Annotated in this window: 29 protein-coding genes; 1 reads left to right on the forward strand and 28 read right to left on the reverse strand. The window is 37.8% G+C overall.

What is annotated here, in order from left to right; translation table 11 throughout:
- Positions 1 to 200 precede the first annotated feature (200 nt).
- The 7 genes from dinG to MN204_RS14780 form a co-directional block, all read right to left on the reverse strand.
- Positions 201 to 3,002 (reverse strand): ATP-dependent DNA helicase DinG, encoded by a 2,802-nt coding sequence (gene dinG / locus MN204_RS14750; protein WP_249871845.1) that lies wholly within the window; start codon positions 3,000 to 3,002, stop codon positions 201 to 203.
- A 53-nt stretch (positions 3,003 to 3,055) separates the two neighbouring features.
- Complete coding sequence (locus MN204_RS14755) at positions 3,056 to 4,033, reverse strand: biotin--[acetyl-CoA-carboxylase] ligase (protein WP_249871846.1); 978 nt, start codon at positions 4,031 to 4,033, stop codon at positions 3,056 to 3,058.
- Complete coding sequence (locus MN204_RS14760) at positions 4,009 to 5,208, reverse strand: CCA tRNA nucleotidyltransferase (RefSeq protein WP_249871847.1); 1,200 nt, start codon at positions 5,206 to 5,208, stop codon at positions 4,009 to 4,011. The genes MN204_RS14755 and MN204_RS14760 overlap by 25 nt, the downstream gene beginning before the upstream one ends.
- Before the next feature lie 26 nt (positions 5,209 to 5,234).
- The gene (bshA, locus tag MN204_RS14765; RefSeq protein WP_249871848.1) at positions 5,235 to 6,356 is read right to left on the reverse strand and encodes an N-acetyl-alpha-D-glucosaminyl L-malate synthase BshA; all 1,122 of its coding nucleotides are present in this window, start codon (positions 6,354 to 6,356) and stop codon (positions 5,235 to 5,237) included.
- On the reverse strand, positions 6,353 to 6,775 hold the full coding sequence (gene mgsA / locus MN204_RS14770; protein ID WP_249871849.1) for a methylglyoxal synthase: 423 nt from the start codon (positions 6,773 to 6,775) through the stop codon (positions 6,353 to 6,355). The genes bshA and mgsA overlap by 4 nt, the downstream gene beginning before the upstream one ends.
- A gap of 269 nt (positions 6,776 to 7,044) precedes the next feature.
- Positions 7,045 to 7,839: a 4-hydroxy-tetrahydrodipicolinate reductase gene (dapB, locus tag MN204_RS14775; RefSeq protein WP_249871850.1), complete on the reverse strand. Its 795-nt coding sequence runs from the start codon at positions 7,837 to 7,839 to the stop codon at positions 7,045 to 7,047.
- Between the two features lie 46 nt (positions 7,840 to 7,885).
- Positions 7,886 to 8,176 (reverse strand): nucleotide pyrophosphohydrolase, encoded by a 291-nt coding sequence (locus tag MN204_RS14780; RefSeq protein ID WP_249871851.1) that lies wholly within the window; start codon positions 8,174 to 8,176, stop codon positions 7,886 to 7,888.
- Positions 8,177 to 8,386: 210 nt separating this feature from the next.
- On the opposite strand from MN204_RS14780, the gene MN204_RS14785 reads away from it, so the two are divergent.
- Positions 8,387 to 9,259: a YitT family protein gene (locus MN204_RS14785; RefSeq protein WP_249871852.1), complete on the forward strand. Its 873-nt coding sequence runs from the start codon at positions 8,387 to 8,389 to the stop codon at positions 9,257 to 9,259.
- Between the two features lie 91 nt (positions 9,260 to 9,350).
- Here the strand turns inward: MN204_RS14785 and MN204_RS14790 are convergent, their stop codons facing one another.
- From MN204_RS14790 to mtrB, 21 genes are all read right to left on the reverse strand, one after another.
- Entirely contained in the window at positions 9,351 to 10,031 is a 681-nt protein-coding gene (locus tag MN204_RS14790; RefSeq protein WP_249871853.1) for a zinc metallopeptidase, read from the reverse strand.
- A 59-nt stretch (positions 10,032 to 10,090) separates the two neighbouring features.
- Complete coding sequence (locus MN204_RS14795; RefSeq protein WP_249871854.1) at positions 10,091 to 10,369, reverse strand: sporulation protein YpjB; 279 nt, start codon at positions 10,367 to 10,369, stop codon at positions 10,091 to 10,093.
- 220 nt (positions 10,370 to 10,589) lie between these two features.
- A complete protein-coding gene (gene lhaT, locus MN204_RS14800) occupies positions 10,590 to 11,186 on the reverse strand; it encodes a lipoprotein heptaprenylglyceryl N-acetyltransferase LhaT (protein WP_249871855.1) in 597 nt (198 codons plus the stop codon).
- Positions 11,187 to 11,265: 79 nt separating this feature from the next.
- Complete coding sequence (locus MN204_RS14805; RefSeq protein ID WP_249871856.1) at positions 11,266 to 12,039, reverse strand: menaquinol-cytochrome c reductase cytochrome b/c subunit; 774 nt, start codon at positions 12,037 to 12,039, stop codon at positions 11,266 to 11,268.
- A 15-nt stretch (positions 12,040 to 12,054) separates the two neighbouring features.
- On the reverse strand, positions 12,055 to 12,729 hold the full coding sequence (gene qcrB, locus MN204_RS14810; protein WP_249871857.1) for a menaquinol-cytochrome c reductase cytochrome b subunit: 675 nt from the start codon (positions 12,727 to 12,729) through the stop codon (positions 12,055 to 12,057).
- A gap of 6 nt (positions 12,730 to 12,735) precedes the next feature.
- Entirely contained in the window at positions 12,736 to 13,248 is a 513-nt protein-coding gene (locus tag MN204_RS14815) for a QcrA and Rieske domain-containing protein (RefSeq protein WP_249871858.1), read from the reverse strand.
- Positions 13,249 to 13,386: 138 nt separating this feature from the next.
- Entirely contained in the window at positions 13,387 to 13,854 is a 468-nt protein-coding gene (locus MN204_RS14820) for a YpiF family protein (protein ID WP_249871859.1), read from the reverse strand.
- 87 nt (positions 13,855 to 13,941) lie between these two features.
- Positions 13,942 to 14,514 (reverse strand): ReoY family proteolytic degradation factor, encoded by a 573-nt coding sequence (locus MN204_RS14825; protein ID WP_249871860.1) that lies wholly within the window; start codon positions 14,512 to 14,514, stop codon positions 13,942 to 13,944.
- Between the two features lie 30 nt (positions 14,515 to 14,544).
- Positions 14,545 to 15,813, reverse strand: coding sequence for a tetratricopeptide repeat protein (locus MN204_RS14830; protein WP_249871861.1), 1,269 nt, complete (start codon positions 15,811 to 15,813; stop codon positions 14,545 to 14,547).
- Positions 15,814 to 16,123: 310 nt separating this feature from the next.
- Positions 16,124 to 17,410 carry a 3-phosphoshikimate 1-carboxyvinyltransferase gene (gene aroA, locus MN204_RS14835; protein WP_249871862.1) on the reverse strand — a complete coding sequence of 429 codons (1,287 nt, stop codon included), beginning with the start codon at positions 17,408 to 17,410 and terminating at the stop codon, positions 16,124 to 16,126.
- Positions 17,411 to 17,437: 27 nt separating this feature from the next.
- A complete protein-coding gene (locus MN204_RS14840) occupies positions 17,438 to 18,541 on the reverse strand; it encodes a prephenate dehydrogenase (RefSeq protein ID WP_249871863.1) in 1,104 nt (367 codons plus the stop codon).
- On the reverse strand, positions 18,538 to 19,644 hold the full coding sequence (gene hisC / locus MN204_RS14845; RefSeq protein ID WP_249871864.1) for a histidinol-phosphate transaminase: 1,107 nt from the start codon (positions 19,642 to 19,644) through the stop codon (positions 18,538 to 18,540). The genes MN204_RS14840 and hisC overlap by 4 nt, the downstream gene beginning before the upstream one ends.
- Before the next feature lie 3 nt (positions 19,645 to 19,647).
- Positions 19,648 to 20,022 carry a chorismate mutase gene (aroH, locus tag MN204_RS14850; RefSeq protein ID WP_249871865.1) on the reverse strand — a complete coding sequence of 125 codons (375 nt, stop codon included), beginning with the start codon at positions 20,020 to 20,022 and terminating at the stop codon, positions 19,648 to 19,650.
- The gene (aroB, locus tag MN204_RS14855; RefSeq protein ID WP_249871866.1) at positions 20,019 to 21,092 is read right to left on the reverse strand and encodes a 3-dehydroquinate synthase; all 1,074 of its coding nucleotides are present in this window, start codon (positions 21,090 to 21,092) and stop codon (positions 20,019 to 20,021) included. The genes aroH and aroB overlap by 4 nt, the downstream gene beginning before the upstream one ends.
- A complete protein-coding gene (gene aroC, locus MN204_RS14860; protein ID WP_249871867.1) occupies positions 21,092 to 22,261 on the reverse strand; it encodes a chorismate synthase in 1,170 nt (389 codons plus the stop codon). The genes aroB and aroC overlap by 1 nt, the downstream gene beginning before the upstream one ends.
- Before the next feature lie 198 nt (positions 22,262 to 22,459).
- Positions 22,460 to 23,239: a CheR family methyltransferase gene (locus MN204_RS14865; protein WP_249871868.1), complete on the reverse strand. Its 780-nt coding sequence runs from the start codon at positions 23,237 to 23,239 to the stop codon at positions 22,460 to 22,462.
- A gap of 73 nt (positions 23,240 to 23,312) precedes the next feature.
- Positions 23,313 to 23,759: a nucleoside-diphosphate kinase gene (gene ndk / locus MN204_RS14870; protein WP_249871869.1), complete on the reverse strand. Its 447-nt coding sequence runs from the start codon at positions 23,757 to 23,759 to the stop codon at positions 23,313 to 23,315.
- A gap of 76 nt (positions 23,760 to 23,835) precedes the next feature.
- Complete coding sequence (gene hepT / locus MN204_RS14875; RefSeq protein ID WP_249871870.1) at positions 23,836 to 24,807, reverse strand: heptaprenyl diphosphate synthase component II; 972 nt, start codon at positions 24,805 to 24,807, stop codon at positions 23,836 to 23,838.
- A 64-nt stretch (positions 24,808 to 24,871) separates the two neighbouring features.
- The gene (gene menG / locus MN204_RS14880; RefSeq protein WP_249871871.1) at positions 24,872 to 25,579 is read right to left on the reverse strand and encodes a demethylmenaquinone methyltransferase; all 708 of its coding nucleotides are present in this window, start codon (positions 25,577 to 25,579) and stop codon (positions 24,872 to 24,874) included.
- Between the two features lie 3 nt (positions 25,580 to 25,582).
- The gene (locus tag MN204_RS14885) at positions 25,583 to 26,383 is read right to left on the reverse strand and encodes a heptaprenyl diphosphate synthase component 1 (RefSeq protein ID WP_249871872.1); all 801 of its coding nucleotides are present in this window, start codon (positions 26,381 to 26,383) and stop codon (positions 25,583 to 25,585) included.
- A gap of 100 nt (positions 26,384 to 26,483) precedes the next feature.
- Positions 26,484 to 26,708 (reverse strand): trp RNA-binding attenuation protein MtrB, encoded by a 225-nt coding sequence (gene mtrB / locus MN204_RS14890; protein ID WP_249871873.1) that lies wholly within the window; start codon positions 26,706 to 26,708, stop codon positions 26,484 to 26,486.
- Positions 26,709 to 26,769: the final 61 nt, after the last annotated feature.

A 26,769-nucleotide genomic window follows, 5' to 3' on the forward strand; every position in this document is an offset into this window, starting at 1 on the left:
ATACATACCTGATAACAGGAAGTAAACAATAAGTATACGTCAAATTGATGAACGAAGTATGATAAAGCATGTCAGTAAACAATATCAACTGCTTTCTCTAATCAGTTTGACAAAATATTCCCGACCCACACACATCATATCTGATTATACTACTGATGCTGTTCTGTTGCATCAGTAGCTTTTTACTTGTTCTCGCTGAATCAGAACCATTTTTCTGCTTTACTTAACAATGTTTTTGTAGAATCAAATGATGTAGGAACGTCGGGTATGGATTCGGTAAAATATTTCCCATATCTTGATTTTACAATTCTGGCATCACAAACAAAAACAATTCCCCTGTCACTTGAGGAACGGATTAATCTACCGAAACCCTGTTTGAATTTAATGACAGCGTTTGGCAATGATAATTCCATAAATGCATTTTTGCCATTCTCCTTCATCAATTGGGATTTAGCTTCAAAAACAGGATGATTTGGAGGCTGGAACGGTAGTCTAACAATCATCAGACAAGAGAGATCATCCCCTGGTATATCCACACCTTCCCAAAAAGAACTAGTGCCAAGCAAAATAGCCTGATCGAATGTCTGGAAATTCTTCTTTAGTCTCGATCTGCTTCCACTCGTTATTCCCTGCCCTATCAGTATAAATTCATTATCGTTGATTATTTCCTTTAATAAAGTATACGATTTTTTTAGCATATCATAGGAAGTAAACAACACGAGCATTCGTCCTTTTGTTATTTCTGCCAGAGAAATAATCGCCTCACAGGTTGCATAAATAAAATCGTCTGTATTCCCGTATTTTATATCTGGAAAATCATCAGGAATAAGCAGTTGAACCTGATCCTTGTATGAAAATGGGGAATCGATTTTTTTGGTTATGAGTCTCTCCGCTCTTAGCCCGAGTCTCTCTTGAATAAATACGAATGAATTTCTCATCGTAAGCGTTGCGCTAGTCATGATTACGCTTTTTTTGCTCTGGAAAAAATCATTTGCCAGCAATCCGGATATATCTGAAGGTTCACTGTATAAATAAACGGCATTTTTTGTTCCTTTCGTATCAATTTCAATCCATTTTATTTGTGGCACAGTTGTTTCCGTAAAAAACATCTGTTCGAATCCATCGATAAAGTCCTGGAAAATACCTGTCATGGAAATTAAATCTTCTTTGTCATATTTATCAAGCATCTCATGTTTGGTAAGATATTGCTCAACAAGTGCAAGAATATGAATCAGATCTCTAATATAGAATGTCAACCTGGAGACCATTTCTTTAATAATTGACCATGTAGTGTCATCTTCCTTATCAGCTTCGAATCGATATTGCAGTCTTCCTATATCACTCAAGGATTTACTGTTTTTATGCTGTGCTACAACATATTGATAGAGGGTCTGAAATAAATCGTCCATCTCATATTTCGCTTGATCCAGAATATCGTCCCATTTTTCGAGCGGAATATTTTCCTCGGTTAATGAATTGCTTTTCAGTATCTTTCCAAACATTTTTGCGTCATTGGAATATCCAATCTGATTAAATAGAAACAGCATATTGATATAATCCATTTTTAGGCCATAGTGACGGGAGGCAGTCTCTTCAAAATGGTGTGCCTCATCAATAATCACTTTCTCATATCCTGGCAGGAATTGATACTCGTTAAACATGTCTGTACATAGTAAAGCATGATTTGTAATAATAATATCAGCCTTTTGGGCTTTTCTTCGCGCTCTCTGATAAAAAGATTTAGAAAACCAAGGTGATTGAGGATCTACTTTACTCTCGGCATCCGTAGATATCTTTTTATAAAAAAAATAACCGCTTGTAGGTAACTGTACTTCATCAATATCCCCAGTATCCGTTTCTGTAAGCCATACGAGCAGCATTGCTTTTGTTAATACCTTGTCATAATTATCTGAATGTGTGTGATTTAATTCGTGGGCAAACTTTTCTAAGCTTATGTAATGACTCTTTCCTTTTAATAATGATACGTTGAAAGGAATGTCAGTCAACTGTCTTACAGAGGGTATTTCCTCCTCTAGCAACTGGCTTTGTAGTTGAGTCGTATAAGTGCTTATAACGATCTTTTGCTGCTTTTTTGCTGCTTCGTATACTGCGGGAAGTAAATAAGCAAGTGATTTTCCTGTGCCTGTCTCAGCTTCAATCAAAGCATGCGTAGATGATTGAAAAGAGTCATAGATGATTTCAGACATTTCCCTCTGTCCTGCCCGCTTCTCATAATTCGTAAATTGTTTTTGCATAGAGCCTTCATCTTCGTAAATGTCATCCAAATATTCACCAAAAGATGTTTCCACCTGATGTTCTTCTTTGGCTATGTCATTGCCCTTTTTGAAAGCTAATCCTTGGTAAGACGTGATCGTTTCCTGTTCAGTTGTGGAAAATGCCAATTCCTGCAACCTGACTGAGAAGAGCTCGCGCACATCTGATATAAACATTTTTTCAAGCTTCAATAAATGATCAATTGTCTCATATGGTAATGTTTCTATTTTTTCCTTCAGCTTTAAAAACAATTTAGCTGTTACATAGGCATCCGAAAGTGCACGGTGAGGATCTTCGTGATGAATATCCAAGTATTCGGCAAGCTGACCTAGCTTATAGCTTGGTGCTCTGGGAAACAAAATTCTCGCTAATTCCACCGTATCCAAAACAGGATTATTCAGCCTGTTTCGGCCATGTGCTGCAAGCTCTGCATTAAGAAAGCCAAAATCAAAGGATACATTATGAGCAATGAGGTAGCTGTCTTTAAATAGATCTATAATGTTGTCTGCTTTTTCATAAAATAGTGGTGCATTTTCAACGTCCAAATCAGATATTCCGGTCAAATTCGATATAAATGGTGGAATTGATTTACTGGGATTAAATAATGTCGTATGGGTATCTGTGATGACACCATTTTCGATGACAACGATACCGATTTCAATTATTTTATCATTTCTTGACGGTGAATGTCCTGTTGTTTCAAGATCAACCACTACAAATTTATCCATCTTTTCCACCTTACTTTCTAATTCCTACTGTGTTCAGGATCCCCAATATATCTTTAAAACCAATTGATTTCAGCCGAATAAAGTGTTACAGGTTTTCCGTCTCTAGACTCGGTCACAAGGGCGCCTTCCTCTGAAATCCCAAGGAATTTAGCCTCCCAATTATCATTAAATGTGTTTATTTTTATGTTTTCACCAATCTTAAAGCCATAGTGCTCCCACTTTCTTTTTACGGGCCCAAAACCTTCATCCATGTATCCATCATAGGCAGTCTCAAAGGTAGTCAGCAATTGTTGGATGATCTTTTTGACGGACCATTCTTTCTTTGTTTCTATTCGTAATGACGTGGCTTTATGTTGTATATCTTCACTTAAATCGCTGATGGATTGATTGACATTTAATCCGATTCCAATCAGTATATACTGAATCCTGTCCTGCTCTGCCTGCATTTCAGTTAGAATACCCGCTGTTTTTTTTCGGTTCAGCAGTATATCATTTGGCCATTTAATAAGTGGTTCAACATTTTCAAATGTATTTAATACATCTGCAAGGACGGTTGCGGTTAACAGTGTTAATTGGGTTGCATGATTCGGAGGGATTTCCGGTCTTAATATGATACTAAGCCATATCCCTTTATCCTTGGAAGAATGCCATGTCCGATTCATTCTTCCTTTCCCATTTGTTTGTTCATCAGCAACGACAATGGTTCCATGTGGTGCATTCTCTCTGGCTGCCTGGTGGGCGATTGTTTGGGTGGACTCGACTGTTTGCTTATGTAGAACCGTTTTGGCGATCCATTTGGAATCAAGCCCCCACTTTATCGTATTACTGCTCAATTTTTCCGGGTTTTCCTTGATGCGATATCCTTTTCTTGGTTTCGCTTCAATTTCGTAGCCATCTTTTTCGAGATCCTTCATATGTTTCCACACAGCGTTTCTTGAAATGTTGAGTGATTCGGATAATGCTTGTCCGGATATGAAATTGTCTTCATTTTCTGCAAGCAAGTTTATTAATCGATCTCGAGTGGATTCCATTTTATCCAATCCTTTATCTCTGATTTAGTATTATTTAAATTACCGGATACAACTTCTTTTTCGATTCTTTTGATTAACTGGTGTAGCCAAGGCCCTTTTTGCCTAGCGGGAAATAATTCAATCAAGTCGTAACCATTAATCGCCAATTCACTTTTTTCCCTTATCTCCAGTTCGTTTTCAATTGCATTCATATGGTGTATGGTGATATCCGTTTGTTCCAGGATGTCCAATAAGCGGCAAAAGCCATCATAAAATTCAGAGCTTAACTGATATACCAGCCATGAATCGATGCCATTGGATTTATATTGGTCATATGCCTGCAATAATTGAATAGCTTCCAGTTTCGTTTTATTCGAACATTTCCATTTTCTCACCCATTCACTTACCGTAATTTCCGGCTTCAGTATGTTAAACAGGGCAATACATTCGCCGAACGATTGTAAAGGTTTTATTGCAGATGGAATTTGATTGATTAAATCAGGAAAATCACTGAAAACCGGTAGAAACTTTTCAATCCCTAGCTTTTTTAAATAACGGATACCATTTGCAACATATTCTCCTGCAAAAAGTTTTGTGAATTCATTTGTAATACGTTCAACTGCAAGGCTTTCAATTTCTTTACGGAGGTCTTTCATTTGTTTAAATGTGTCCGGGTGGATATCAAATCCAAGCTGACTGGAGAAACGAAGTGCCCGAATTATCCGTAAAGGATCTTCCGTAAAGCGCTCATATCCATTTCCCACAGTCCGAATCATTTTTTTGTCAATATCATTCCTGCCACCAAACAAATCAATAACTTCCCCATGCAGATTCATAGCAAGTGCATTAATTGTAAAGTCCCGTCTCTCCAGATCCTTATTAATATCATCAATAAATTCAACTGTATCGGGGTGACGTTTATCTGAATAGTTGCCATCCATGCGGAAGGTAGTAACTTCGTAAGATTCTTTTTCATATCTTACGATGACCGTGCCGTGCTCGATGCCAACCGGGATCACTTTAGGGAAAATTTCTTGGATATATTCTGGCGGTGCAGATGTTGCAATGTCTATATCTCCAAGTGGGCGGTTCAGCAATAAATCGCGTACACATCCTCCCACAAAATATGCCTTGTGATTGTGCTTTTCAATATATTCGAGTACAGGTTTCGCCATTAAAAATGGTTTTGGTAACATGCTGATCACCATTTTCTTTCTGATTACTATTTTAAAACTGTATCATAAAGCTCTAGATACTCGCTCACAATTTTAGAGGATTCAAAGCTTTTCTTGCTGTGGTTATAAGCATTTGCACGGAATTGATTCAATAGTCGTTCATCGCTCAATAATTGTATGGCGTATCTGGCTGTCGCCTCAATATCCCCCAGTTCAACAATATAACCAGTTTCCTGATGCCTAATAACTTCAGGTATTCCACCTACATTTGTTCCGATACAAGGAACACCGCATGCCATTGCCTCCAGTAGCACCAGACCAAAGCTTTCTTTCTCCGATAGTAATAATTTTAGATCCGCAATCGACAATAATTCACTAATATTGTTCTGCTTTCCCAAGAAAAGCACTTCATCCTGTATGCCCAACTGCTCAACAAGATGTACCATATGGGAGCATTCTGGACCATCTCCTATAAGGAGTAGTTTACTTTTAACTTGCTCTTTTATTTTGACAAATGAATGAATGATATCTTGAACACGTTTTACCTTACGAAAATTGGATATGTGTATAAGTACTTTTTCATCACGTTGAATTCCATATTGATCCTTGAGTGAAGGAATATTCTTCTTTTGGTATTCCTCTTCATTGACAAAATTATAGATAACCGATATCTCTTTTTTTAAATCGAGCATTACTTTCGTCTGATTAACAAGACTGTTCGAAACAGCTGTCACCGCATCCGACTTCTCTATGCCGTGCTTGATTATTTTCTTAAACGTATGATCAATGCCGAGTACCGTAATATCCGTTCCATGGAGAGTAGTTACAATTTTCACATCATGTTCTGCGATATCCTTTGCCAAAATAGCGCAAATGGCATGTGGCATAGCATAATGGACGTGCAGAATATCTAGCTTCTCACGATCGATGACTTCAGCCATTTTTGCAGCAAGAGCGAGATCATATGGTGGAAATTGAAAAACCGGATAATGGTTCATTTCAACCTCATGGTAGAAAATCTTCGGATGAACTTTATTAAGACGAAAAGGAACACTAGAGGTTATAAAGTGTATTTCGTTTCCCCGTTCAGCAAGGAGTTTACCCAATTCTGTAGCGATAACCCCCGACCCGCCAACAGTTGGATAGCATGTAATCCCTATTTTTTTCACGCGTTTCCTTCTTTCTGCCGTTTTTCTTTAATGATTTCTCTCCATTTTAAATCACCGCGCTCCAGGCCATGAATAAAAATCTCAGAAGCAGCAATATTTGTTGCAAGTGGTATATGATATACATCACATAAACGCATTAAAGCACTTACGTCAGGTTCATGGGGTTGTGCAGTCAGTGGATCACGGAAAAAGATAACCATATCCATCTCATTACTAGCGATCATTGCACCTATTTGCTGATCTCCACCAAGTGGTCCTGACATAAATCGATGAATGTTCAGTCCGGTTGCTTTTGAAATTAATTTTCCTGTTGTCCCAGTAGCATACAGGTGATGTTCCTGAAGTATATGGGAATAGGCAATACTGAAATTGATCATGTCTTCTTTCTTTTTATCGTGTGCAATCAAAGCGATATTCATAGATACCTTCCTTTATTATAAATCATCATAGAGTTTTAAAACTAGGCTGCTTTCTAAAAGGGTTGCGGGTAATCCAGCAACCAAAAAAATGTCGTTTTTGCCGCATCTGTAAACTACGACGTAACTTGTTAATGGAGACAAATTACTTTGGCAACCGCAGTCCGTATCCACTTGCGGTTCGCGGTCGCCGAAGGCTGGTTATCTTATGTCACAGTTTATATGAACTGCGAAGATTATAAAGCAAAATAACTTATGAAAAAAGGCTTTATTTATAAGATATTTTCAAGTCCATAGGCAAGTTCGTTCATATCCATCACTTTCAAAACAGATAGTTTGATTCCCTCCATGAAGGAATCACGATTTAGAGAGTCGTGTTTAATGGATAATGTTTGACCAGAGCTCCCAAAAATTACCTCCTGATGTGCGACAAGTCCAGGAAGACGTACACTATGAATACGCATGCCATCCATTTCTCCGCCACGTGAGCCTTTGATCGTTTCTTTTTCATCCTGGTGACCCTGTTTTTTGAATTCTCTAGTTTCCATAATCATTTCTGCAGTTTTTTTGGCTGTGCCTGATGGGGCATCTAATTTTTTGTCATGATGCTTTTCAATTATTTCAACATCAGAAAAGTACTTTCCAGCCATTTGTGAAAATTTCATCATCAAGACAGCGCCAATTGCGAAATTGGGGGCTATGATACATCCTGTATGATTGGTTTTCGCTAATTCGGTAAGTTCAATAATTTGTTCATCTGTAAAACCTGTTGTTCCTACAACTGGTCTGATTTTGTTTTCCAGTGCTTTTTTGGTATGGTAGTATCCAACCTCGGGAACAGTAAGGTCAATGAAAATGTCTGCTTTCACTTGCTGAAAGCATTTTTCAATATCCTGAAAAACAGGCACATCTATATCAGGCATTCCATCAATGTCTTTTAAATGTTGACCATCGAATTTTCTGTCAATACATGCTACTAATTTAAAGTCAGCTTCCTTTAAGACCATTTGTACAGCTTCGGATCCCATTCTTCCACGGGGTCCTGCTAAAATAATATTTATTGCCATATTCTCTATCTCCTTTAATGGGGTGGACCCAAACTCTTTCCATTTCTTAGTATTTACGGGTCCAGCGATCCTTGTCCCTTGTCTCAATTTTACTCATTGCCATATCAAATGATTCTGAGAGGTCAATTTCAAGTGAATTGGCAAAACAAGCGATAACAAAAATAATATCTCCCAATTCCTCTTCTATTGTATTTTCCTTCTCAGATGCTTTTTTAGGTTTCTCGCCATAATAGTGATTTACTTCTCTGGCCAATTCTCCAGTCTCTTCTGTCAGTCTTGCCATCATAGCTAAAGGAGAAAAGTAACCTTCTTTATACTGGGAAATATAATTGTCCACTCTTTTTTGAATTGCTTTTGTATCATAGACTTGCGCTCCGATGGTAATACCCCTCTTCTATGCTTTTCTATTATCATGTTAGCGAAAAGGCGCTAGTTTGACAAATTTTTAATACAGAAATATTTAAATTGTTCTTATAAAATTATTTGACTATAATTAAGAAAGACTTGAGGTAATCAGGATATAGATCATTATCAGGAGGAATTCTACATGTTATTTGGCATTAAATTTAAAAATATTTTATTTATTTTGCTCGGTTCAGCAATCTTTTCTTTTGGTATCGTTCATTTTAATATGCAAAACAACCTTGGTGAAGGTGGTTTTACAGGTATTACATTACTGCTTTACTTTCTTTGGGGCTGGGATCCGGCTGTTACGAATATTGTACTGAACATACCGGTTTTCTTTATAGGCTGGAAATTCCTTGGCAGAAGTACATTCATGTATACAATTATTGGAACTGTTGCCGTGTCACTATTTCTAAGAATTTTCCAGGTCTATCAATTCTCCATTCATTTGGAGAATGATATGACATTGGTTGCTCTATTTGCAGGGGTGTTCATTGGTGTCGGGCTGGGGATTATCTTCCGGTTCGGTGGGACTACCGGTGGCGTGGATATTATAGCTAGACTTGTCAATAAATATGCGGGCTGGAGTATGGGACGCACCATGTTCCTTTTTGATTTTATTGTTATTGCTACCTCTGTTTTTGTTATTCTGGATCTTGTCGAAGGTATGTACACATTGGTTGCTGTTTATGTGGGGGCACGCGTGATTGATTTCCTTCAGGAAGGTGCATATTCTGCTAAAGGTGCAACAATCATTTCCAGCAAGAGCAGTGAGATATCTGAAAAGATCCTTTCATCCATGAATCGTGGAGTTACCGTTTTGGATGGGCGTGGAAGCTATTCCGGTGAGAAAAGGGATGTCCTATATTGTGTTGTCGCAAGGAATGAAATCGTAAAATTGAAGAGTATTATAAATAGTATCGATCCACATGCATTTGTAGCTGTAACCACTGCCCATGATGTGATGGGGGAAGGATTTACGCTCGATGAAAATAAGAACCCGTTACAGGATTAACCCGACTTGGCGTTCGCGAAGACCGCAGCACGTATTGCAGTAGAATTTTACTGTAAACGAAAAGGGATGACGAATTGTCATCCCTTTAAAATTAATCTCTGTGCGCAAGGTAAATTAAAATGAATCTGACTAGTTCAGCTACAGCTACAAGAGCAGCAGCGACATATGTTAGTGCAGCGGCATTAAGGACTTTTTTTGTATCTCTTTCTTCATTATTCCGTATGACACCAGCTGATATCAATTGGGTCATCGCCCGGTTTGAAGCATCGAACTCTACAGGGAGTGTTACTAACTGGAATAGAACTGCGGCTGACATGAAGATAATACCAAACAGGAACAAATTCATTGCACCCATAAGCATACCAGCGATGATTAAAAAGAAAGAGATGTTTGATCCGAAGTTTGCAATTGGCACCAAGGCGCTTCTAAATTTTAAAAATACATATTCCTGCTGATCCTGGATAGCATGTCCAACCTCATGGGCTGCTACAGCCGAAGAGGCCATGGAACGACCATGATATATTCCATCAGAAAGCTTGATTACCTTTTTTCTTGGATCATAATGATCGGTCAAAGTGCCCTTGGTTTGCCCGATTTGAACGTCATATAAACCATTATCATCCAATATTTTACGTGCGACTTCTGCTCCAGTCATGGAAGAAGATGTCGGTATTTTGGAAAACTTCGTATATGTGCTTTTAACTTTAGCTTGTGCCCACATTGGTATAATCAACAACAAAGCTATATAGATAAGGTAACTACCTAAACCCATTTACATTCCTCCATTTTTAAATTATTTATCTAAGGTCAATTTTAGTCAAATTTCTATATTTAGTCAACTGATTTGTCCTTTTTCGGTTCCTCTTCCGGTTTCACTTCGGCTTTATATTTTTTCCAACTTACGTAAGATAATGTACCAATGATGCATCCGCCTACAATAAGGGCCGCGCAAATAAGCAAAGCAATATCCATGTTTTTGTTTCCATCTAACAAATCCGCAGTAGTGACTGTACTTGCCTGGACCTTGGGAGAATTAAATTGAATGTAAAACAAAATCCCTATGAGCACTGCAGCTGTGATCTGGACAAGAAGTATTCTTCTGTTTACCATAGAGATCACCTCATATACTTGTTATTATTCAAGTGTATGATGAAAATAAGCGACATATAACAGTAACTTACTATTGCTATTTCCGAGAGATAAGAAAGCATAAAATTTTGGCAGCAATTAATTCTTACACCTAAACGGCCACGTCCAGCTCCAGCGCCTACCCCCTCGAGGTCTTAAGTAGAAACTACCTGTGGCATAAAACGCCACTGGTAGTTTCTACTTAAGCTTGTCGGGGGTAATCAAGGCGCTTGCGCTTTTGTTCGATCGTTAACCAATAAGCTATAAAAATGGACAACATACTTAGCCAGAAAGTGAAATAACCAATCTCATTCATATAATTAGCTAACGAGGAATACGTTGGCATCATTCCAAATACATAATCGATAACATCGTTGTGAAGTGTCCAGATGGAAGCAACTACAATATGTCTTATTTTTATTTTGTAAAACGGTGCATATAGTAGACCCTGAATTGCCATCCCTGCATGTGATGCCATCAGCATATAGCCCTGCCAGCCCAATGACCCTTCAACAATTAATGTAAGAAGATTCATGACCACTGCCCATGTGCCGTATTTAAATAACGTTATAATGGCAAGTGCCTCAATATAAGGAATGTTCCTGCCAAATAGAAAAAACAACAAAAATATAGTGAAGAACAAACTCGCTGTAGGGCTGTCAGGTACAAAAATCAAAAAGATATCCGGTGTAATGGAAAGTTGGCTCTTATACCAATAAAAGCCATAAATCGTACCAAATAAATTAATGAGAAAAAGTAGGAAAACAAATTTTTTATCTTGCAGTATGTATTTAATCATTATTTTTAACCGCCTTCCAAATGACTAAGTAAAAACACCTTCACCAACATAGATGGTAAAGGTGTTTTTTAGTTAACGTTTACTCTGCTGATTCATTTACTGCGATGATAAAGTCTACTAATTGCTCGAGCTCTTCATCCGTTCCAGTGAATTGATCAGCTGGCATGGAACCAATACCGTTCACTGCAATGTCAGCAATCTCTTCAGCTGAGAGATCCATTCCAACGAGTGCAGGTCCTGCTCCACCCTCTAATTCATTACCATGGCATGCTAAACAGCTATTTTCATAGGAAGCAAAACCAGGATGCTCTGTATCAATGGTGACTTCTGCTTGTGGAATAGGTTTATTCGCCTCAGCGCGGCTTTCCCAATCTACATGTGATGCAGATGTATAGGTCAACCATATAACGGATACCAATCCTAATAACATCATTCCAACAGCCACTGGACGTTGATGTGGTCTGCGCCCTGGACCGTTGTCCAAAAATGGTGCCAGTAATAATGCTCCAAAACCAAGCCCAGGGAGAACGAGCATACCTAAAAGTATAAAGTCTCCACTTGCAAATTCATATTTCAATAGTTCATATAGGAATAAGAAGTACCAATCTGGCAGAGGTATATATGCTGCGTCAGTTGGATCAGCCATCCCTTCCAAAGGCGATGGATGAGCTAATGTTAAACTTAGAAAACCAACTAAAAATACAGCTCCAGCCAACCATTCTTTTAATAAAAAGTTGGGCCAAAAAGCTTCTGTTCTTCCAGGATACTCAGAATAATCTTTCGGTATATTTGGTTTCCTTTCAGCGGAAATTCTCGAATCCCCGACAAATTTCATACCTTTACCCTTATGCATCACTTGCCCTCCTTCTTATAGTGGTCCGGAAATACCTTGTTTACGTATTAAAATAAAATGTGCTGCCAATAGTCCAAATAATGCTGCCGGCAGGAAGAATACATGGATTGCAAAGAATCTTGTCAATGTTTGAGCACCAACAATTGTTGCATCTCCAGCCAGAAGTATTTTCAACTGTTGACCGATAAACGGAACCTGTTCCGCCATTTCAAGTCCAACCTGTGTTGCAAAATATGCTTTGTTATCCCAAGGCAATAAATAACCGGTAAAACCTAAACCTAGCATAACGAAGAAGATTAGTACACCAACCACCCAGTTAAGTTCACGCGGTTTTTTATATGCGCCTTGAAAAAACACGCGTAGGGTATGTAATAATAGCATTACGATTACAACACTGGCGCCCCAATGGTGCATTCCTCTTACTATCTGCCCATGAGCAACTTCAGTCTGCAAATAATAAACGGACTTCCACGCATTTTGAATATCCGGAACATAGTACATGGTTAGAAACATTCCGGAAAGAATTTGAATGACGACAACGAAAAACGTCAAACCCCCGAAACAATAAACAAATGCTGAGAAATGATGCGCGGGATTAACATGTTCGGGAACTTCATGGTCTGCAATATCACGCCATATCGGCGTAATATCTATACGATCATCAATCCAATCATATATTTTTTGTAACATATGTCACTACGCCTCCTCTCGTGGTCTTGCATCGCCTAGGAATAACATGCCATCCCTGACTTCCTGCTCATATTCATCCAATGGAGCCAATGGTGGAGTACCTGGAACATTGGTACCATCCTTGTAATAGCGTCCATCATGACACGGGCAAAAGTATTCGTTTGGATGATTTTCACTGCCTTCCCATGAAACAACACAACCTAAGTGTTTGCAAACCGGGGAAAAGGCTACAATCTCATCATCTTCGTTTCTATAAACCCATGCAGAGCGATTAACTTCAGATTCATACCATCCATCTACTTGATCAACACTCCAATCAATTCGTTGAGGCTCTGAAGTAATATCATCAACAGATAATCCTACGTTTGCCAAATCACCTGCTGAGGATTCTTTTAATACTGGATCAACCGCCATTCTTATCGGAGAGATAAGTAGACCGGCTGCCATAAACCCCCCTACCCCAGTAAGCGTATAGTTTAGAAACTGTCTACGGGATACTTGCTGTTTTTCATTACTCATGATTTTCCCCCCTCTTTCCATTAGTCACGGACAATATAATTAAATTCAGATTACTAGGACAATACAATGATAGCGCAATCTTTATATTCGGTCAATATAAAACAATATTCTCACATATAAGTTCAGGCAAAATTCTGCTTAATTTGACTGCCAGTAGGAGCGTATCAATTCAACTGTTTGTCCTACTTGTTCACGTATAATACCATGCATTTCTTTCGAGTTTATTTCCCCCACCTGTACAGCCGGCATCCATAAAAGATTGTCACTAATATCTTTTTCATGCTTTTTCCAGCTGGAATCAAAGGTGATGTAAACAATATGGGAAAACGGCTGCTTCTTCATATCTTCAGCCCAACCATTCAATCGTTTGCTCTCAAGCTGTTTATCGGCAGATTTAAGATAATGGTAGTTTGGTGCAAGCATGATTCTTCCTGTCAGCTCTTTTTCTATCTCGTTTGCTAGAATATTCATCACTTCACTTTGTGAGGCGTGTTTTTCCGCATCATCATCACTTGATAATTGGATGGGAATCAATGGCAGGAGAATCGTATCTATGTATTCTTTAGATTGTACATATTGCTGTATATCGTTTTTTCTCCATTTCATAGCTAATCTTCCTTTCTTAGTCTTTTTGACTTATCAAAATAGTGTCCCATTACTAAATCTTATCCTATATACACAAAAAAAATCAACCTATTCCTTCGAATCAGGTTGATAAGAATCTATTGAATTTAACTTTTTTAATTTACCTGTCAGGCGCTGGAATTCTTCATGGTTCATTTCATCGAGAGCACGGTCGATTTCCATCATTAATTTATTTTTTTTATGTTCGTATAGTGAATGGTTCAGTAGTTGGCTGGCAAGCTCTTTATCGTGATTTGTTATATAATAGTCCGCAGGTATAAATGGGTTTTCTTCCAATACAGATGCATAGTAGGAATGCTGATTGGATTTTTTGAAATTTAATTGTAAGTATAAAGGTTCATTCTGGTTAAGTCGAATCTCATGAAAAGACTTCTCAGCATCTGTCGTAACAAGGTGATTTTTGTAAAAGCGAAAAGGCACTTCTTCCGAACAGTGACTGGTCATCATGATTCCTCTTGGACAATATTTTACATCTCTCACAAAATGAACGTTTGTCAGCAGTTCATTGTGATTTACAAGATAATTAAGTATCCATACACTCTCTCTTTTTTTCAGTCGGTAATGATTAAGGAACCATTGGATAAAACTTTTTTTGTCCTTCGCTGTAACAGGAGATATCATTTTTTTCCCCCCTTCTTAAATTACAAGATACTATTGATCCAATTCATACGTTTGTTTTAAACGGCTCAGATATGATTCAGCATCTTCATCGAGAGGTTGAAGTAAACAATAGGATTCAAAGATGGGAATTGCTTCTTTAATTCTGCCCTCTTCAGTCAGGAAGTAACCGTATTCCTTCAGAAAATCGCTATCTTGATTTAAACTATTATATGCTTCACGATAGTATTTTAATGCATTTTCAAACGATTCATTTTCATTAAATGCCCGTGCAAGTTCCCAATCATATAACGGGTCATCTGCACCGGTGTTTTTAATTTCCAAAATTAAGTCGGTTATTTCCTCGAAGTTCCCATTCTTTTTGAAAAGCTCAATCAAGAAAAGAACGGCTTCCTTGTAATCGGGATCAAGGGCAATTGCTTCACGAATGTATTTTTCGCTTTCTTCATCCTGATTCAATTGATGGGCAACAGAACCAGCTATATAATATAGCTCTTTATTGAATGCATCTCTTTCCATTCCTTTTTTGGATATGTTAAACGCATCCTCAAGCATACCTTCACGTTCATATGCTTTAGCAAGTTGGTAATAAACCGTATGATAGTCTTCATCAATTTCCAGTACATGCTCCCATGCTTTGATGGAAATATCAGTCCTGTCTGCCTGAAAAGCAGTTACGCCATGTTTAAAAAATTTATCGGCATTATCATTGCCATCTTCTTTAAAATAGGTCAATGCTTTTTCATATTCTCCTGCAGCTGCATAAGATTCACCGAGGCGGTCATCCAACGAGATGTGAGCAACTTCAGCTTGTTTGCTCCTTACTTTCTCAAAATAAGTAATTGCTTTAACATATTCTCCGATGGAAAAATAGAGTTCTCCAAGCGCAAAATCAATGACAACTTCACTTGGGGCTATCTGTTTTGCTGTCAGCAATTTCTGTTCAGATACTTCAAATAATCCTTGTGCCTGATATAAATCTGCCAATTGCAAAAGTGACTGAATATATGCTGGATCGTCCTTTTTTATTTCATTAAGCAATGTTATTGCCGGTTCGTCTTCTTCCATTTCTATAAAAATATCAGCAAGGGATAGTTTCAAATCACTTTCTTCCGGGTATAGCTCCAGCAATTCTTCTAAAATCAGCCGAGCTTCCTGATGGAATCCCCATTGAAGATATAATTCAGCAATCGTATATTTCTCATCATCATTTGCTTTCGTCAAATAATCATCGAGCATGTTGATTGCTTTCTCAGTTTGATTATTTTCTACTAATTGCACTGCTTCCATAATGGTGTCCATTACGAACATCCTCTCTAAATAACTACATATATAAGTTATTTCAATTTTAATAATACCCAAATCAGGCGGGCAGTTCAAATATGTGAACTAAAAAGAATCTGCACATCGGCAGATTCTTAATAGCTAATTTTATCCCGCATGAACGGATGTTTGACTTCCACTTCCAGAATTTAGGGGGGGATGGGCGTTGAGGTTATCCCCATATGGTGCTGATTAGACTTGACGTGGCCAAATATGTTGCAACAGTTCATGCTAGCCAACATTTATACGCTATCCTTTTAAAAAAACTGACCTTGAGTGAATTTCTTATTCATTTCAGCGATTCTAAATCTCTGAAAAAATCAGGATAGGAGATGGATATACAGGAAATATCATCTATGACAACTTCATTTGTAGTTATCAAAGATGCAATTGCACCCATCATCGCAATGCGGTGGTCATCATAGGAAGCTATATTCCCACCATGCAGTTGTGTTTTTCCCTTTACAATCATACCATCTTTTGTCGGTGTTATATCTGCGCCAAGTGTATTTAAAACATCGGCAACAGCAGTTATTCTGTCCGTTTCTTTTACGCGAAGTTCTTCGGCATCCTTAATGATTGTTGTCCCTTCAGCTTGAGTTGCGAGTAAAGCAATAATAGGGATCTCATCTATTAGCGTAGGAATAATGTTTCCTTCAATGGTTATGCCTTTCAGTGAACTATAGGAGATGTGAATATCACCTATTTTTTCCCCGCTTACAGATCTTTCATTTTCGATAACGATGTCAGCGCCCATCTTTTGAAGCACTTCAATGATTCCTGTTCGGGTGTTGTTCAATCCTGTATTTTTCAGGTGAATGCTACTGTCAGGAACAATGGTACCAGCTACAAGAAAGAAAGCAGCAGAAGATATATCACCAGGGACATGAACATTTGTCGCATGTAAATTATTTTTTCCTCTAATCGTAGTGGTGTATCCGTCTGAAGTAATATCAGCACCAAACGCTTTAAGCATATTTTCCGTATGATTCCGTGTAGGGGTTGTTTCAGTCACCCTCGTTTCGCCATCGGCCAGTAGACCTGCCAGCAGGATGGCAGACTTAACCTGGGCACTTTTGACCGGAAGTGTATAGTCAATCGGATGTAATTTACTGCCTCTTATTGACAAAGGGAGTAAGTTTCCATCATTTCTTCCATCGATGATAGAACCCATTTGACGCAGTGGGTTCACTACACGATCCATTGGGCGTTTGGACAATGAAGCATCACCATAGATGGTTGTAAAAAATGGCAGGCCGGATAGTATTCCGAGCATCAGCCTTGTAGTTGTTCCAGAATTACCAAAATCTAAAGGTTGTTTTGGTTCGGACAAACCTGAGATTCCTTCACTTTCAATAACAAGGCTTGTTCCATCTTCCTGTATCGTTACTCCCATTTCGCGGAAAGCATTTACGGTTCTTAAGCAATCTTCTCCGTCCAGAAAATTGGTAACCTTTGTAATTCCTTTAGCCAGAGAACCAAAAATGACTGCACGATGAGAAATGGATTTATCGCCTGGAATTTCTATTACACCGGATAGCTTTCCTTCAAAAGGCTTTAGTGTTTTTTCGCTCACGGTTGTCACTTCCTTTCTGAATCAGTTCTAATGCTGGATCATTGTTTCATAACCGTTGTTCTCTAATAGTTCAGAGCTTTTAATCTGGGCTTCTTTTGTATAAAAGCTTAATCTTAAAACACCTGTAATATCTTCGCGAACTTCAAGAATCTCAATATTTTTTATACTGACATCTTCGTTTGCAAGTAATTGAACTACTGAAGCAAGTGCACCTGGCTGGTCACGGATGTCAACATATAAATCATAAAATGAGGGGATAGCTCCTTTTTCTGTTTCGGCAAGACCATCACGGTAAAGTTTAGCCTTATCCAGATATGAAATCATCTTGTCCTTCTCATCCTTCTCCAATAGAACCTTCAAGTATTTCATTTCCTCAATCCATTCTTCAAGCAGGGTGGACATTTTGTTTCTGTTATGATGGAAAATGTCCTGCCACATTTTAGGATTGCTGGAAGCGATTCTTGTAATATCCCTAAAACCTCCGGCCGCAAGATTAGGTAAAAATGCGTGTGTAATCTCCCATTTCTTGGCCTGGTGAACCAATGAAGATGCAATTAAATGAGGGAAATGAGATACAACCCCTGTCATTTCATCATGCTCATCAGGTTGTAATACGACAAATTTACTTTTTGTGTTTTTCAAAACGTGTTGTAAGGCTGCTACATCTGTTTCACTGCATTCCTTCATGGGTGAAAGAACATAGATCGCATTTTCGAATAAGTGTGCTTTTGCGGCCTGAACCCCTTTCTTATGAGATCCTGCCATCGGATGACCGCCGATAAACGTTATTTGTTCATTGTTAAAATGTGTTGCTGTTTCAATGATTGGACTTTTTACAGATGCTGTATCTGTGACAATTACATTTTTATTAAAATTAATTGTATTTAGCTCTTTCATTAAAGAAATTGTATCAGAGATAGGTGCTGCTAATATAATAAAGTCAGCATTCGTTGCAGATTCGGCAAAATTTGTACTGGACTCATGAATAATCCCATTTAATAAAGCGAATTTCAATGATTCGTGACTGGGGTCATAACCTATAATATAATTTTCTTCGGATGCTGCCATCCCCTTGGCTAGGGATCCTCCGATCAATCCCATACCGGCAACTAAAATAGTAGTTTTATTCATTCGAACACCTTCGTCTTTTCTTTATGGAACATGAACAGCAATTTTTGAAGTTGCTTCATATCATCCTCTGTACCAATGGTAATTCTGACTGTCCCAGGTATGCCGAGTAATTCACCTGGTCTTACAATAAACCCATTTTCCAAGAGATATTGGAAAACTTCTGTACCACTAGTAGGAGTAACTATGAGTAAAAAGTTTGTTTGTGAATCATAATATTTCCAGCCGATATCATCCAAAAACGTTTCGAACGAAGCTTTTACATGTTTATTTGTTACATATGTATGCTTTATAAATGCCTGATCCTCAAGTGCGGTGATGGCAGCCTTTTGAGCAATCGAAGTTGTGTTAAATGGACCTCTGACTTTATCTAGTGTAGTTATTATATTACTATTGGCTACACCGTAACCGATGCGTAGTCCTGCTAATCCATATGCTTTGGAAAAGGTACGCATTGTAATTAGATTATCAAATTTATTAATATAGGATAATGCATGTACATCTAATTCTTTATCCATATATTCATAATAAGCTTCATCATAAACTACCAATACATGATCAGGACATTTACTCATAAATGTGTGCAAATCTTCTTTTGGAATAACAGACCCGGTTGGATTATTTGGCGAACAAAGCCACACAATCTTCGTGTTTTCATCGACTGCTTCAAGCATCCGGTCCATATCATGGTATCCATTTGTATCTGTTGGGATTTCTTTGACTGATGCACCCTCAATCAATGCATAATGCTTATATTGCGGAAATGTTGGTGCCGCCACAACCACATTTAATCCAGGTTGCAAGTAAGAACGGCAAATTAATTGTATAATTTCTTCCGTACCACTACCGAATATCAATTCGTTTTCTTTCACATTTAATTTATCGGTTAAAGCATTCCTCAATTCCCCTGTATAACCATCTGGATAAATATTAAATTCAGGAAGTTCTTTAGAAAGGCGTTCTTTAACCATTTTTGAATAACCATATGGATTTTCATTGGAAGCCAATTTGACGATATGACTTAATCCGAATTCTTCTTGTATTTCTTTCGTTTGTTTCCCTTGTTTATAAGGGCTAAGTTGATTTAAAATTGGTTTGCCTTCCATGAATTATTCTCCTTTATTGTTTACTAGATCAGGACGTAATTTGATTGCTTCATGATGAAAAACATGTTGGATATTACTTTGGTTCTCCTCTGTATTTACTACCATCATAACCCGTATACATTTGGGCAGACTTCCAGGCACTTCGATTTCAGCCATGCACATTACAGGTACATGGGTCCATCCTTCAAATTTTCTCAGTGCTCTTGCAGGGAATCCCGCATTTAAATCCTTTGTCACAGAGATAAACACATGGGAAATATCATGTGGTTTAATATTATTTTTTTCAACCATTTCTTCGATTAGGTTTTTCGTGTTTTCGATCATTTGTGCTTCGATATTTTCAGAAACTGTCGTAGCTCCTCGGATACCTCTTGTCATTTTGCCACCATCCTTACAATAAATGATTTTAAATAGTTATCTATTTCTTCATCTTCCAGTTCCTTCACAATTGGCACGGCTATGTCTTTTAACAGCACCATTTGTATTTTACTTTTGACTGACTTTTTATCAGATTTCATTATATTAATTAATCGATCATTGTGATAATCTATATCGTTTAAAGGATAACGATTATTTTGTAACCATTCATATAATTCTTCAAATGGCAGTTTTTCATTAACCAGCTGTTCACTGACATGCATTGAAAAGAGTAACCCGATAGCCACTGCTTCTCCATGGGCCAGTTTCCCATAACCAAGGTCGGATTCGAGGGCGTGCCCCAGTGTATGCCCAAGATTTAAATGTTTTCGCACTCCGGATTCTCTTTCATCCATTTCTACAATTTGCGCTTTTATTTTAGTTCCAAGCATTAGATGATTCTGTAACTGATTGTTTGTTACGTGATATATATCTGTTTTAAGCAAGGAACGGAAAAAGTCAACATCAGCAATTAACGCCTCTTTTATCAGCTCTGCATATCCAGAACGTATTTCTCTGTCATTGAGTGATTCCAGTGTATCAACATCATAAATAACAGCCACAGGAGGATAGAAATTGCCAATCAGGTTCTTACCCAATTCATGATTGATTGCAACTTTACCGCCAACACTGCTGTCGTGAGCGAGAATTGTTGTTGGCAATTGGACATAATCAATCCCACGCATATAGGTTGCCGCTGCAAAACCGGCCAGGTCCCCAACCACGCCTCCACCAAGTGCGATGATTAATGACTGGCGATCCAGGCCAAAGTTTATGGCATCGGTCTGGAGCTGGTAAAAGGTTTGTATATTTTTTGATTGTTCACCAGCCCCGACAACGGACTTGAAAACCGTTTTATCTGGAAAATTCCCCACGATATCATCCATATACAATGCTGAGACATTTTCATCGGAAACAACAAGAATAGAGGAATAATCCTTTTTTAAAAAGTCACTTAATTTAAAGCGGACAGCTTCACCGACAATGATTTGGTATGAATTTGTACTGGATTTAACGGAAATAACCTCCATTAAAAACACCTGATTTCTTCACGGTAATCCTCAATCGCTTTTTTCAGCTGTGAAAATCGATCGCTTGGAAACTGTTCTGTAATCGCTTTGGCAAGTTCAAATGCAACCACGTGTTCCATAACAACAGATGCAGCAGGTACAGCACAGGCATCAGATCGCTCAACGGTTGCTTTAAATGGTTCCTTGGTCTCGATATCAACACTTTGTAGCGGTCTTTTCATTAAAGTTGGAATTGGTTTCATTACCCCTTTTACCACAATAGGCATTCCCGTAGTCATGCCTCCTTCAAATCCACCAAGTCTGTTGGATGTTCTGTAATATCCTCTCTCTTTATCCCAGGCGATTTCGTCATGGACTTGACTACCAAACAGTTCTGCTGCCTGAAAACCGATCCCGAATTCAACTCCTTTAAAAGCATTGATGCTGATAACACTGCCAGCAATTCTGCTGTCCAGTTTACGATCATAATGCACATAGGAACCGACACCGGCAGGCATTCCTTCTACATATACCTCACATACTCCACCAATTGAATCCCCTTCACTTTTGGCCTTATCAATGGCTTCCATCATTTCTTTTTCCACATTCTTATCCAATACCATAACAGGTGATTCCTGAGAAATCTTAATTCGCTCGTTAATATTTAAGGTTTCCTTTTCTTCTGCTCGAATACCGGCAATTTCTTTAACATAACCACATACTTCAATTCCGAGTTGCTTTAACAATGTCTTAGCAACTGCACCCGCTGCTACACGTGCAGCAGTTTCCCTAGCAGATGATCTTTCAAGAATGTTTCGCATATCACGGTGGCCATATTTTAAAGCACCATTCAGGTCAGCATGCCCAGGTCGTGGCTTTGTGACAACACGTCTTATTTTTGATTCATCCTCAAGCGGATCTTCACCCATAATATCGGTCCAATGTTTAAAATCGTCATTATGTATCACAAGAGAAACAGGGGAACCTAGTGTATAACCATGTCTTATCCCACTTGTTACTTCGACAAGGTCCTTTTCAATCTGCATTCTTTTTCCGCGACCATATCCACCCTGACGCCTCAATAATGATTCATTTATGTCATCTTTTAATAAAGGCATTTGGGAAGGCAGCCCCTCGATAATGGTTGTTAGTTGTTTACCATGAGATTCACCTGATGTTAAGTAGCGCATGTAACATTCTCCTTTACAGTAAATTATTATATTCTATATAAAAGCAAAGTTTTTCTAATTACTATATCATATCTGCTTTTACTTATGTTGTATTTAGTACATTTTTTTGAAAGATAAGAAAGAATAATATATATGGCTTTGTCAATTTCACGATGCGAAAGTTGTGTTATATCTATGTGCTTTTGTTCATTTGTGAAATTAATTTTCCACCTTTTGATAGAAGAATGTTTCTGCTAGATGGAATGAATATTTAAAAGGATTAAAAATCTGTTCGGTACTGCCGACAAACAGTATCCCATTTGACTTGAGTGATTTACTGAACTTCTGATAGATTTCTTCTTTTGCCTGGTCTGTAAAATAAATCAGCACATTTCTGCAAACAATCAAATCTATTTTCGATGGGTAACGGTCAGATAGAAGATTGTGTTTTTTAAAGGTGATGTTTTTCTTTAAGAATTCTTCTACCTGAAAAAAACTACCTGTTTGTGTGAAATATTTCTTTTTGAGTGAATCCGGAAGTTCTTTTAAAGCTTTCTCCAAATAAGTTCCCTGTTTTGCTTTGGCGAGTACATTGTCATCGATATCTGTGGCGAGAATTTGAATGCGGGCGTTCGGGAAATGCTCTTTTGCCATAATTGCTAAACTATATGGTTCCTCACCTGTTGAACAAGCCGCACTCCAGATGGATAATTCCCTGTTGGTTTCCAGGAGCATTGGAATAATTTGGCTCTTAAGTACATCCCACCTTTTCGGATTCCTATAGAACTCGGATACATTAATCGTTAATCGGTCTGTAAATTCTTTCAGGAGGGGTTCATCTTTGCATAGTGCTTCAAAATAGGATAGATAGCTTGAAAACCCTCTTTTATCTCTTAAAGTAGTAATCCTCCGTTTCATTTGTGTCTCTTTATATAAGTTCAAATCAATTCCAATTTTTTTCTTCACTCTTTGTATAAACTCTATGTAATCATCTTTCATAACTAAGCGCCTCTTCCATCAATAATTAACTGTTAAAAAACCCCCGTTAGAAAAAAACGGAGGTTCATTTAAATCAATAGATCCATTCGCTATCTTGTTTTGTGTAGGAAACGATTTCATTTCCCTTAAAGAATAGTGAAATCTCTCTTTCAGCGCTTTCCGGAGAATCAGAACCGTGAATAATGTTCTTTCCTACAGTAACACCGAAATCTCCACGAATGGTGCTTTGTGCTGCTTCAAGCGGGTTTGTTTTACCCATCATGTTTCGCGCAGTTGCGATAACGTTTTCGCCTTCCCATACCATCGCAAAAACTGGTCCGGATGTAATAAAGTCAACGAGTTCTCCAAAGAAAGGTCTTTCCTTGTGTTCGCCATAGTGCTGCTCGGCAAGCTCGTTGGAAATGACCATTAATTTAGCCCCCGCAAGCTTGTATCCTTTTGATTCGAAGCGCTTTACAATTTCACCAATTAAATTCCGCTGTACACCGTCAGGTTTTACCATTAAAAATGTTTTTTCCATTTTTTCACCTCGTTACTATGTATTGGAAGTCCAACCTTTTTGATTCTATCAAATTTTCATAAAAATTACAATCAGGTTATGAACGTCTTTTTCCAATATATTTTGCTATATCCTGCAACGTTAGCTTCGCCCTTGACTGTGGTAGAGGTTCAAGCGACTTCAATGCTTTAGCGAGATAGAGATCACTCACTTTATAAGATTTCTTGATGGCATCCGTACTTTTTAGTTTTGTAAGGAGCATTTTCATAGAATGGTCATCCACAGAATCTGGATCTGTAAATGTGACATCTATCATCTCTCTAAAATCTTTATGCTCAAGCGCATAAAGTACGGGGAGCGTAATATTCCCCTGCAGTAGGTCGTTGCCTGCAGGTTTCCCAAGTTCCTTTGCAGATGAAGTGAAATCCAAAATGTCGTCTATAATTTGATAGGACATTCCAATGTTATATCCGTACTGGTATAATCTATCTGCATCTTTTTCATCGAGTCCACTTACTATCGCACCTAGTTTACAACTGGTGGCAATAAGCAACGCAGTTTTTCGTTTTATTCTCCGCAAATAATCCCGAAGCGTCTGATCCCATACATACTTATCCTTAATTTGTTCAATCTCTCCAATGGACACTTCCACAAGCGTTCTGGAAAGTAGACGGTGTATGTCTGGGTTATGAATGGTTGTTACTTCTTCCAGCGCTCTCGCCAGAATGTAATCGCCTGTATACATAGCAACACGATTCCCATAGAGTGACTTGGTAGTCGGTTTACCTCTTCGCAGCTCTGCTTCATCAATTACATCATCATGAACTAGAGTAGCCATATGTATCAATTCAAGAGAAACAGCTACCTTTTTAATGTTGTTTAAGTCATAGCTACCCAGTTGCCCTGCCAGCAAGACAAAAACAGGGCGAATTCTTTTTCCCCCGGCGTCCAGTAAACCAATGGATGCTTTTCGCAATACAGGATGTTCTGCTTGAATACTTTCATGTAATGCTGTTTCGATTAGATCCAGATCTTTTTTTAAGAACCCATAGATTTTTGGTAGTTTCATTTATGTCACCTAATTTTACCCTTAAAAATATAAATCGTATTGATAGAGATATATGCTATTATCATTATTCTTTGAAGCCCATATGCATTGCCGCAACCCCGCCGGTATAGCTTTTTAATTCAACACGGGAAAACCCTGCATCCAAAAACATTTGCTTTAATTGTTTTTTGCCTGGAAAATCTTTTGCGGATTCCTGAAGCCAGGAATATTCTTCATAGCTTTTTGCAAATAATCTTCCGAGTAGTGGCATGATAAACCGAAAATAAAAATAATAACCTTGTCTGAAACCAATTAATGTTGGCTGCGACGTTTCAAGACAGACCACTTTTCCGCCAGGCTTCACAACTCTGTACATTTCTTTTAGTACTGTCATATAATCCGGAACATTCCTTAATCCAAACCCAATTGTTACATAATCAAAAGTATTGTCTTCAAAAGGAAGTTCCATAGCATTTCCATGAATCAATTCCAGCTGGCTTAGTTTTAGCTCTTCTTTTTTCTTTTTTGCAACAGAGAGCATGTTTTTGCTGAAATCGAGCCCTGTCACATATCCGTTTTCTCCAACGGCTTCTGACAGGGAAATAGACCAGTCTCCAGTACCGCAGCACACATCTAGTGCCTGTGATCCAATTTTCACATTCATGCGCTTCATAACATCTTTTCTCCATGCTTTATGACGCTGAAAAGAAATGATGGAATTCATGGAATCATAGTTTGGGTATATTTTTTCAAAAACATGATGTACTCTTTCTTCTTTTGTTCTTCCCTGCATAAATTAACCTTCTTCCACAGTTGAGGAATTATAATATTCAATTTCATCCATTCTATGTTTAAAATAGTCTTTCAGAAATACGTATTCTTCCGGGAGATTTGAATTGGAGCTTACTATTTCCGCTTTCTTTTCATGGTTTAGGACATTCATTTTAGTAATAAAAGATGTATAATTGCTACTTTTATCTATATCCTTCCATTTTTCGAAAAGTGGGAAATTCTTGTTGAGCTGTGCTTCTCTTAAGTCCATATTCAACTTTTCCGTAAATAGCCAATCAGCGATCAGTTCGTTAATTGAACAGTCATAAATATATTGTGTAACATTGGTAATCAAAGTAGAATCGATTTTCTTTGTTATATCAATAAATTCTTCAAGTGAGTCCACTTCTTTATAGTAAAGTTGTATTTTGTATTCATTGATTTTTTTAATAGCAGATGCAAGCGTATGTATAAAATCAAAGTCTTCTATTTCAGATAACAGCAGATAATATAAACCACTGTAATAATCACCGGCTAAAACCCTGAGTTGTTTCGTGAGTTTATCTTCTTTTGTTTCATCCATTTCATTTCTTACAGGTACGAGTTCATGTGTATCAAGAGCAATTTGTACCATCATCGCTGTGATAATGTATCGTTCCTTTTGTATTGGATGAAGAGATACCTTATTATCTATCAAAGAAGTTAAAATTCTCAGTTTTTCATCATCTATTTTGGGCTTTTGTAAATATTTATCAAGATATTTGTGGTGTATTTTATCTTCTAGAAGTCCCCTTAAGTTCTGAATTTCTGTGACAGAAGTATTCAAAGATATCACCTGGGCCCTTTCATCCTTTCGAGTGCTCTAGTTATTATAGCATATTTTAGCTGTTATAAAAATGATTGATTCCAGATGAAAGGGAAATAACTTAACTGTTTTCCATTTCTCCATGGCTGGTCTGGATAATTGCTTTACCTCTAACTTTAACAGCCGAAGTATGCTCTGTGAATTGAGCAATCATTACTTCGCCCTTATCAAGTTTTTCAGAATGATGAAACTTGGTATCGTTGCCGCGGGTAAGACCTATGACATTGACGCCATCTTCTAGAGCTTTAATGATAAAAAAATCTGATTTAACAGTTGGGTCATACATATAGTATCCGTCCTTTTTTAATTAATATGTCCTATAACAATTTTAAAGTCAATCTTTTAAG

Origin of the sequence: Oceanobacillus saliphilus (assembly GCF_023522835.1) — a bacterium.
Taxonomy (GTDB): Bacteria; Bacillota; Bacilli; order Bacillales; family Amphibacillaceae; genus Oceanobacillus; species Oceanobacillus saliphilus.

Bases quoted from the DNA above. Each gene is read 5' to 3' on its own strand.
- dinG (WP_249871845.1), bottom strand. From the start codon at position 3,002: ATGGATAAATTTGTAGTGGTTGATCTTGAAACAACAGGACATTCACCG.
- MN204_RS14755 (WP_249871846.1), bottom strand. From the start codon at position 4,033: ATGGAATCCACTCGAGATCGATTAATAAACTTGCTTGCAGAAAATGAA.
- MN204_RS14760 (WP_249871847.1), bottom strand. From the start codon at position 5,208: ATGTTACCAAAACCATTTTTAATGGCGAAACCTGTACTCGAATATATT.
- mgsA (WP_249871849.1), bottom strand. From the start codon at position 6,775: ATGAATATCGCTTTGATTGCACACGATAAAAAGAAAGAAGACATGATC.
- dapB (WP_249871850.1), bottom strand. From the start codon at position 7,839: ATGGCAATAAATATTATTTTAGCAGGACCCCGTGGAAGAATGGGATCC.
- MN204_RS14785 (WP_249871852.1), top strand. From the start codon at position 8,387: ATGTTATTTGGCATTAAATTTAAAAATATTTTATTTATTTTGCTCGGT.
- MN204_RS14790 (WP_249871853.1), bottom strand. From the start codon at position 10,031: ATGGGTTTAGGTAGTTACCTTATCTATATAGCTTTGTTGTTGATTATA.
- MN204_RS14795 (WP_249871854.1), bottom strand. From the start codon at position 10,369: ATGGTAAACAGAAGAATACTTCTTGTCCAGATCACAGCTGCAGTGCTC.
- lhaT (WP_249871855.1), bottom strand. From the start codon at position 11,186: ATGATTAAATACATACTGCAAGATAAAAAATTTGTTTTCCTACTTTTT.
- MN204_RS14805 (WP_249871856.1), bottom strand. From the start codon at position 12,039: ATGCATAAGGGTAAAGGTATGAAATTTGTCGGGGATTCGAGAATTTCC.
- qcrB (WP_249871857.1), bottom strand. From the start codon at position 12,729: ATGTTACAAAAAATATATGATTGGATTGATGATCGTATAGATATTACG.
- MN204_RS14815 (WP_249871858.1), bottom strand. From the start codon at position 13,248: ATGAGTAATGAAAAACAGCAAGTATCCCGTAGACAGTTTCTAAACTAT.
- MN204_RS14820 (WP_249871859.1), bottom strand. From the start codon at position 13,854: ATGAAATGGAGAAAAAACGATATACAGCAATATGTACAATCTAAAGAA.
- MN204_RS14825 (WP_249871860.1), bottom strand. From the start codon at position 14,514: ATGATATCTCCTGTTACAGCGAAGGACAAAAAAAGTTTTATCCAATGG.
- MN204_RS14830 (WP_249871861.1), bottom strand. From the start codon at position 15,813: ATGGACACCATTATGGAAGCAGTGCAATTAGTAGAAAATAATCAAACT.
- MN204_RS14840 (WP_249871863.1), bottom strand. From the start codon at position 18,541: ATGAATAAAACTACTATTTTAGTTGCCGGTATGGGATTGATCGGAGGA.
- hisC (WP_249871864.1), bottom strand. From the start codon at position 19,644: ATGGAAGGCAAACCAATTTTAAATCAACTTAGCCCTTATAAACAAGGG.
- aroH (WP_249871865.1), bottom strand. From the start codon at position 20,022: ATGACAAGAGGTATCCGAGGAGCTACGACAGTTTCTGAAAATATCGAA.
- aroB (WP_249871866.1), bottom strand. From the start codon at position 21,092: ATGGAGGTTATTTCCGTTAAATCCAGTACAAATTCATACCAAATCATT.
- aroC (WP_249871867.1), bottom strand. From the start codon at position 22,261: ATGCGCTACTTAACATCAGGTGAATCTCATGGTAAACAACTAACAACC.
- MN204_RS14865 (WP_249871868.1), bottom strand. From the start codon at position 23,239: ATGAAAGATGATTACATAGAGTTTATACAAAGAGTGAAGAAAAAAATT.
- ndk (WP_249871869.1), bottom strand. From the start codon at position 23,759: ATGGAAAAAACATTTTTAATGGTAAAACCTGACGGTGTACAGCGGAAT.
- hepT (WP_249871870.1), bottom strand. From the start codon at position 24,807: ATGAAACTACCAAAAATCTATGGGTTCTTAAAAAAAGATCTGGATCTA.
- menG (WP_249871871.1), bottom strand. From the start codon at position 25,579: ATGCAGGGAAGAACAAAAGAAGAAAGAGTACATCATGTTTTTGAAAAA.
- mtrB (WP_249871873.1), bottom strand. From the start codon at position 26,708: ATGTATGACCCAACTGTTAAATCAGATTTTTTTATCATTAAAGCTCTA.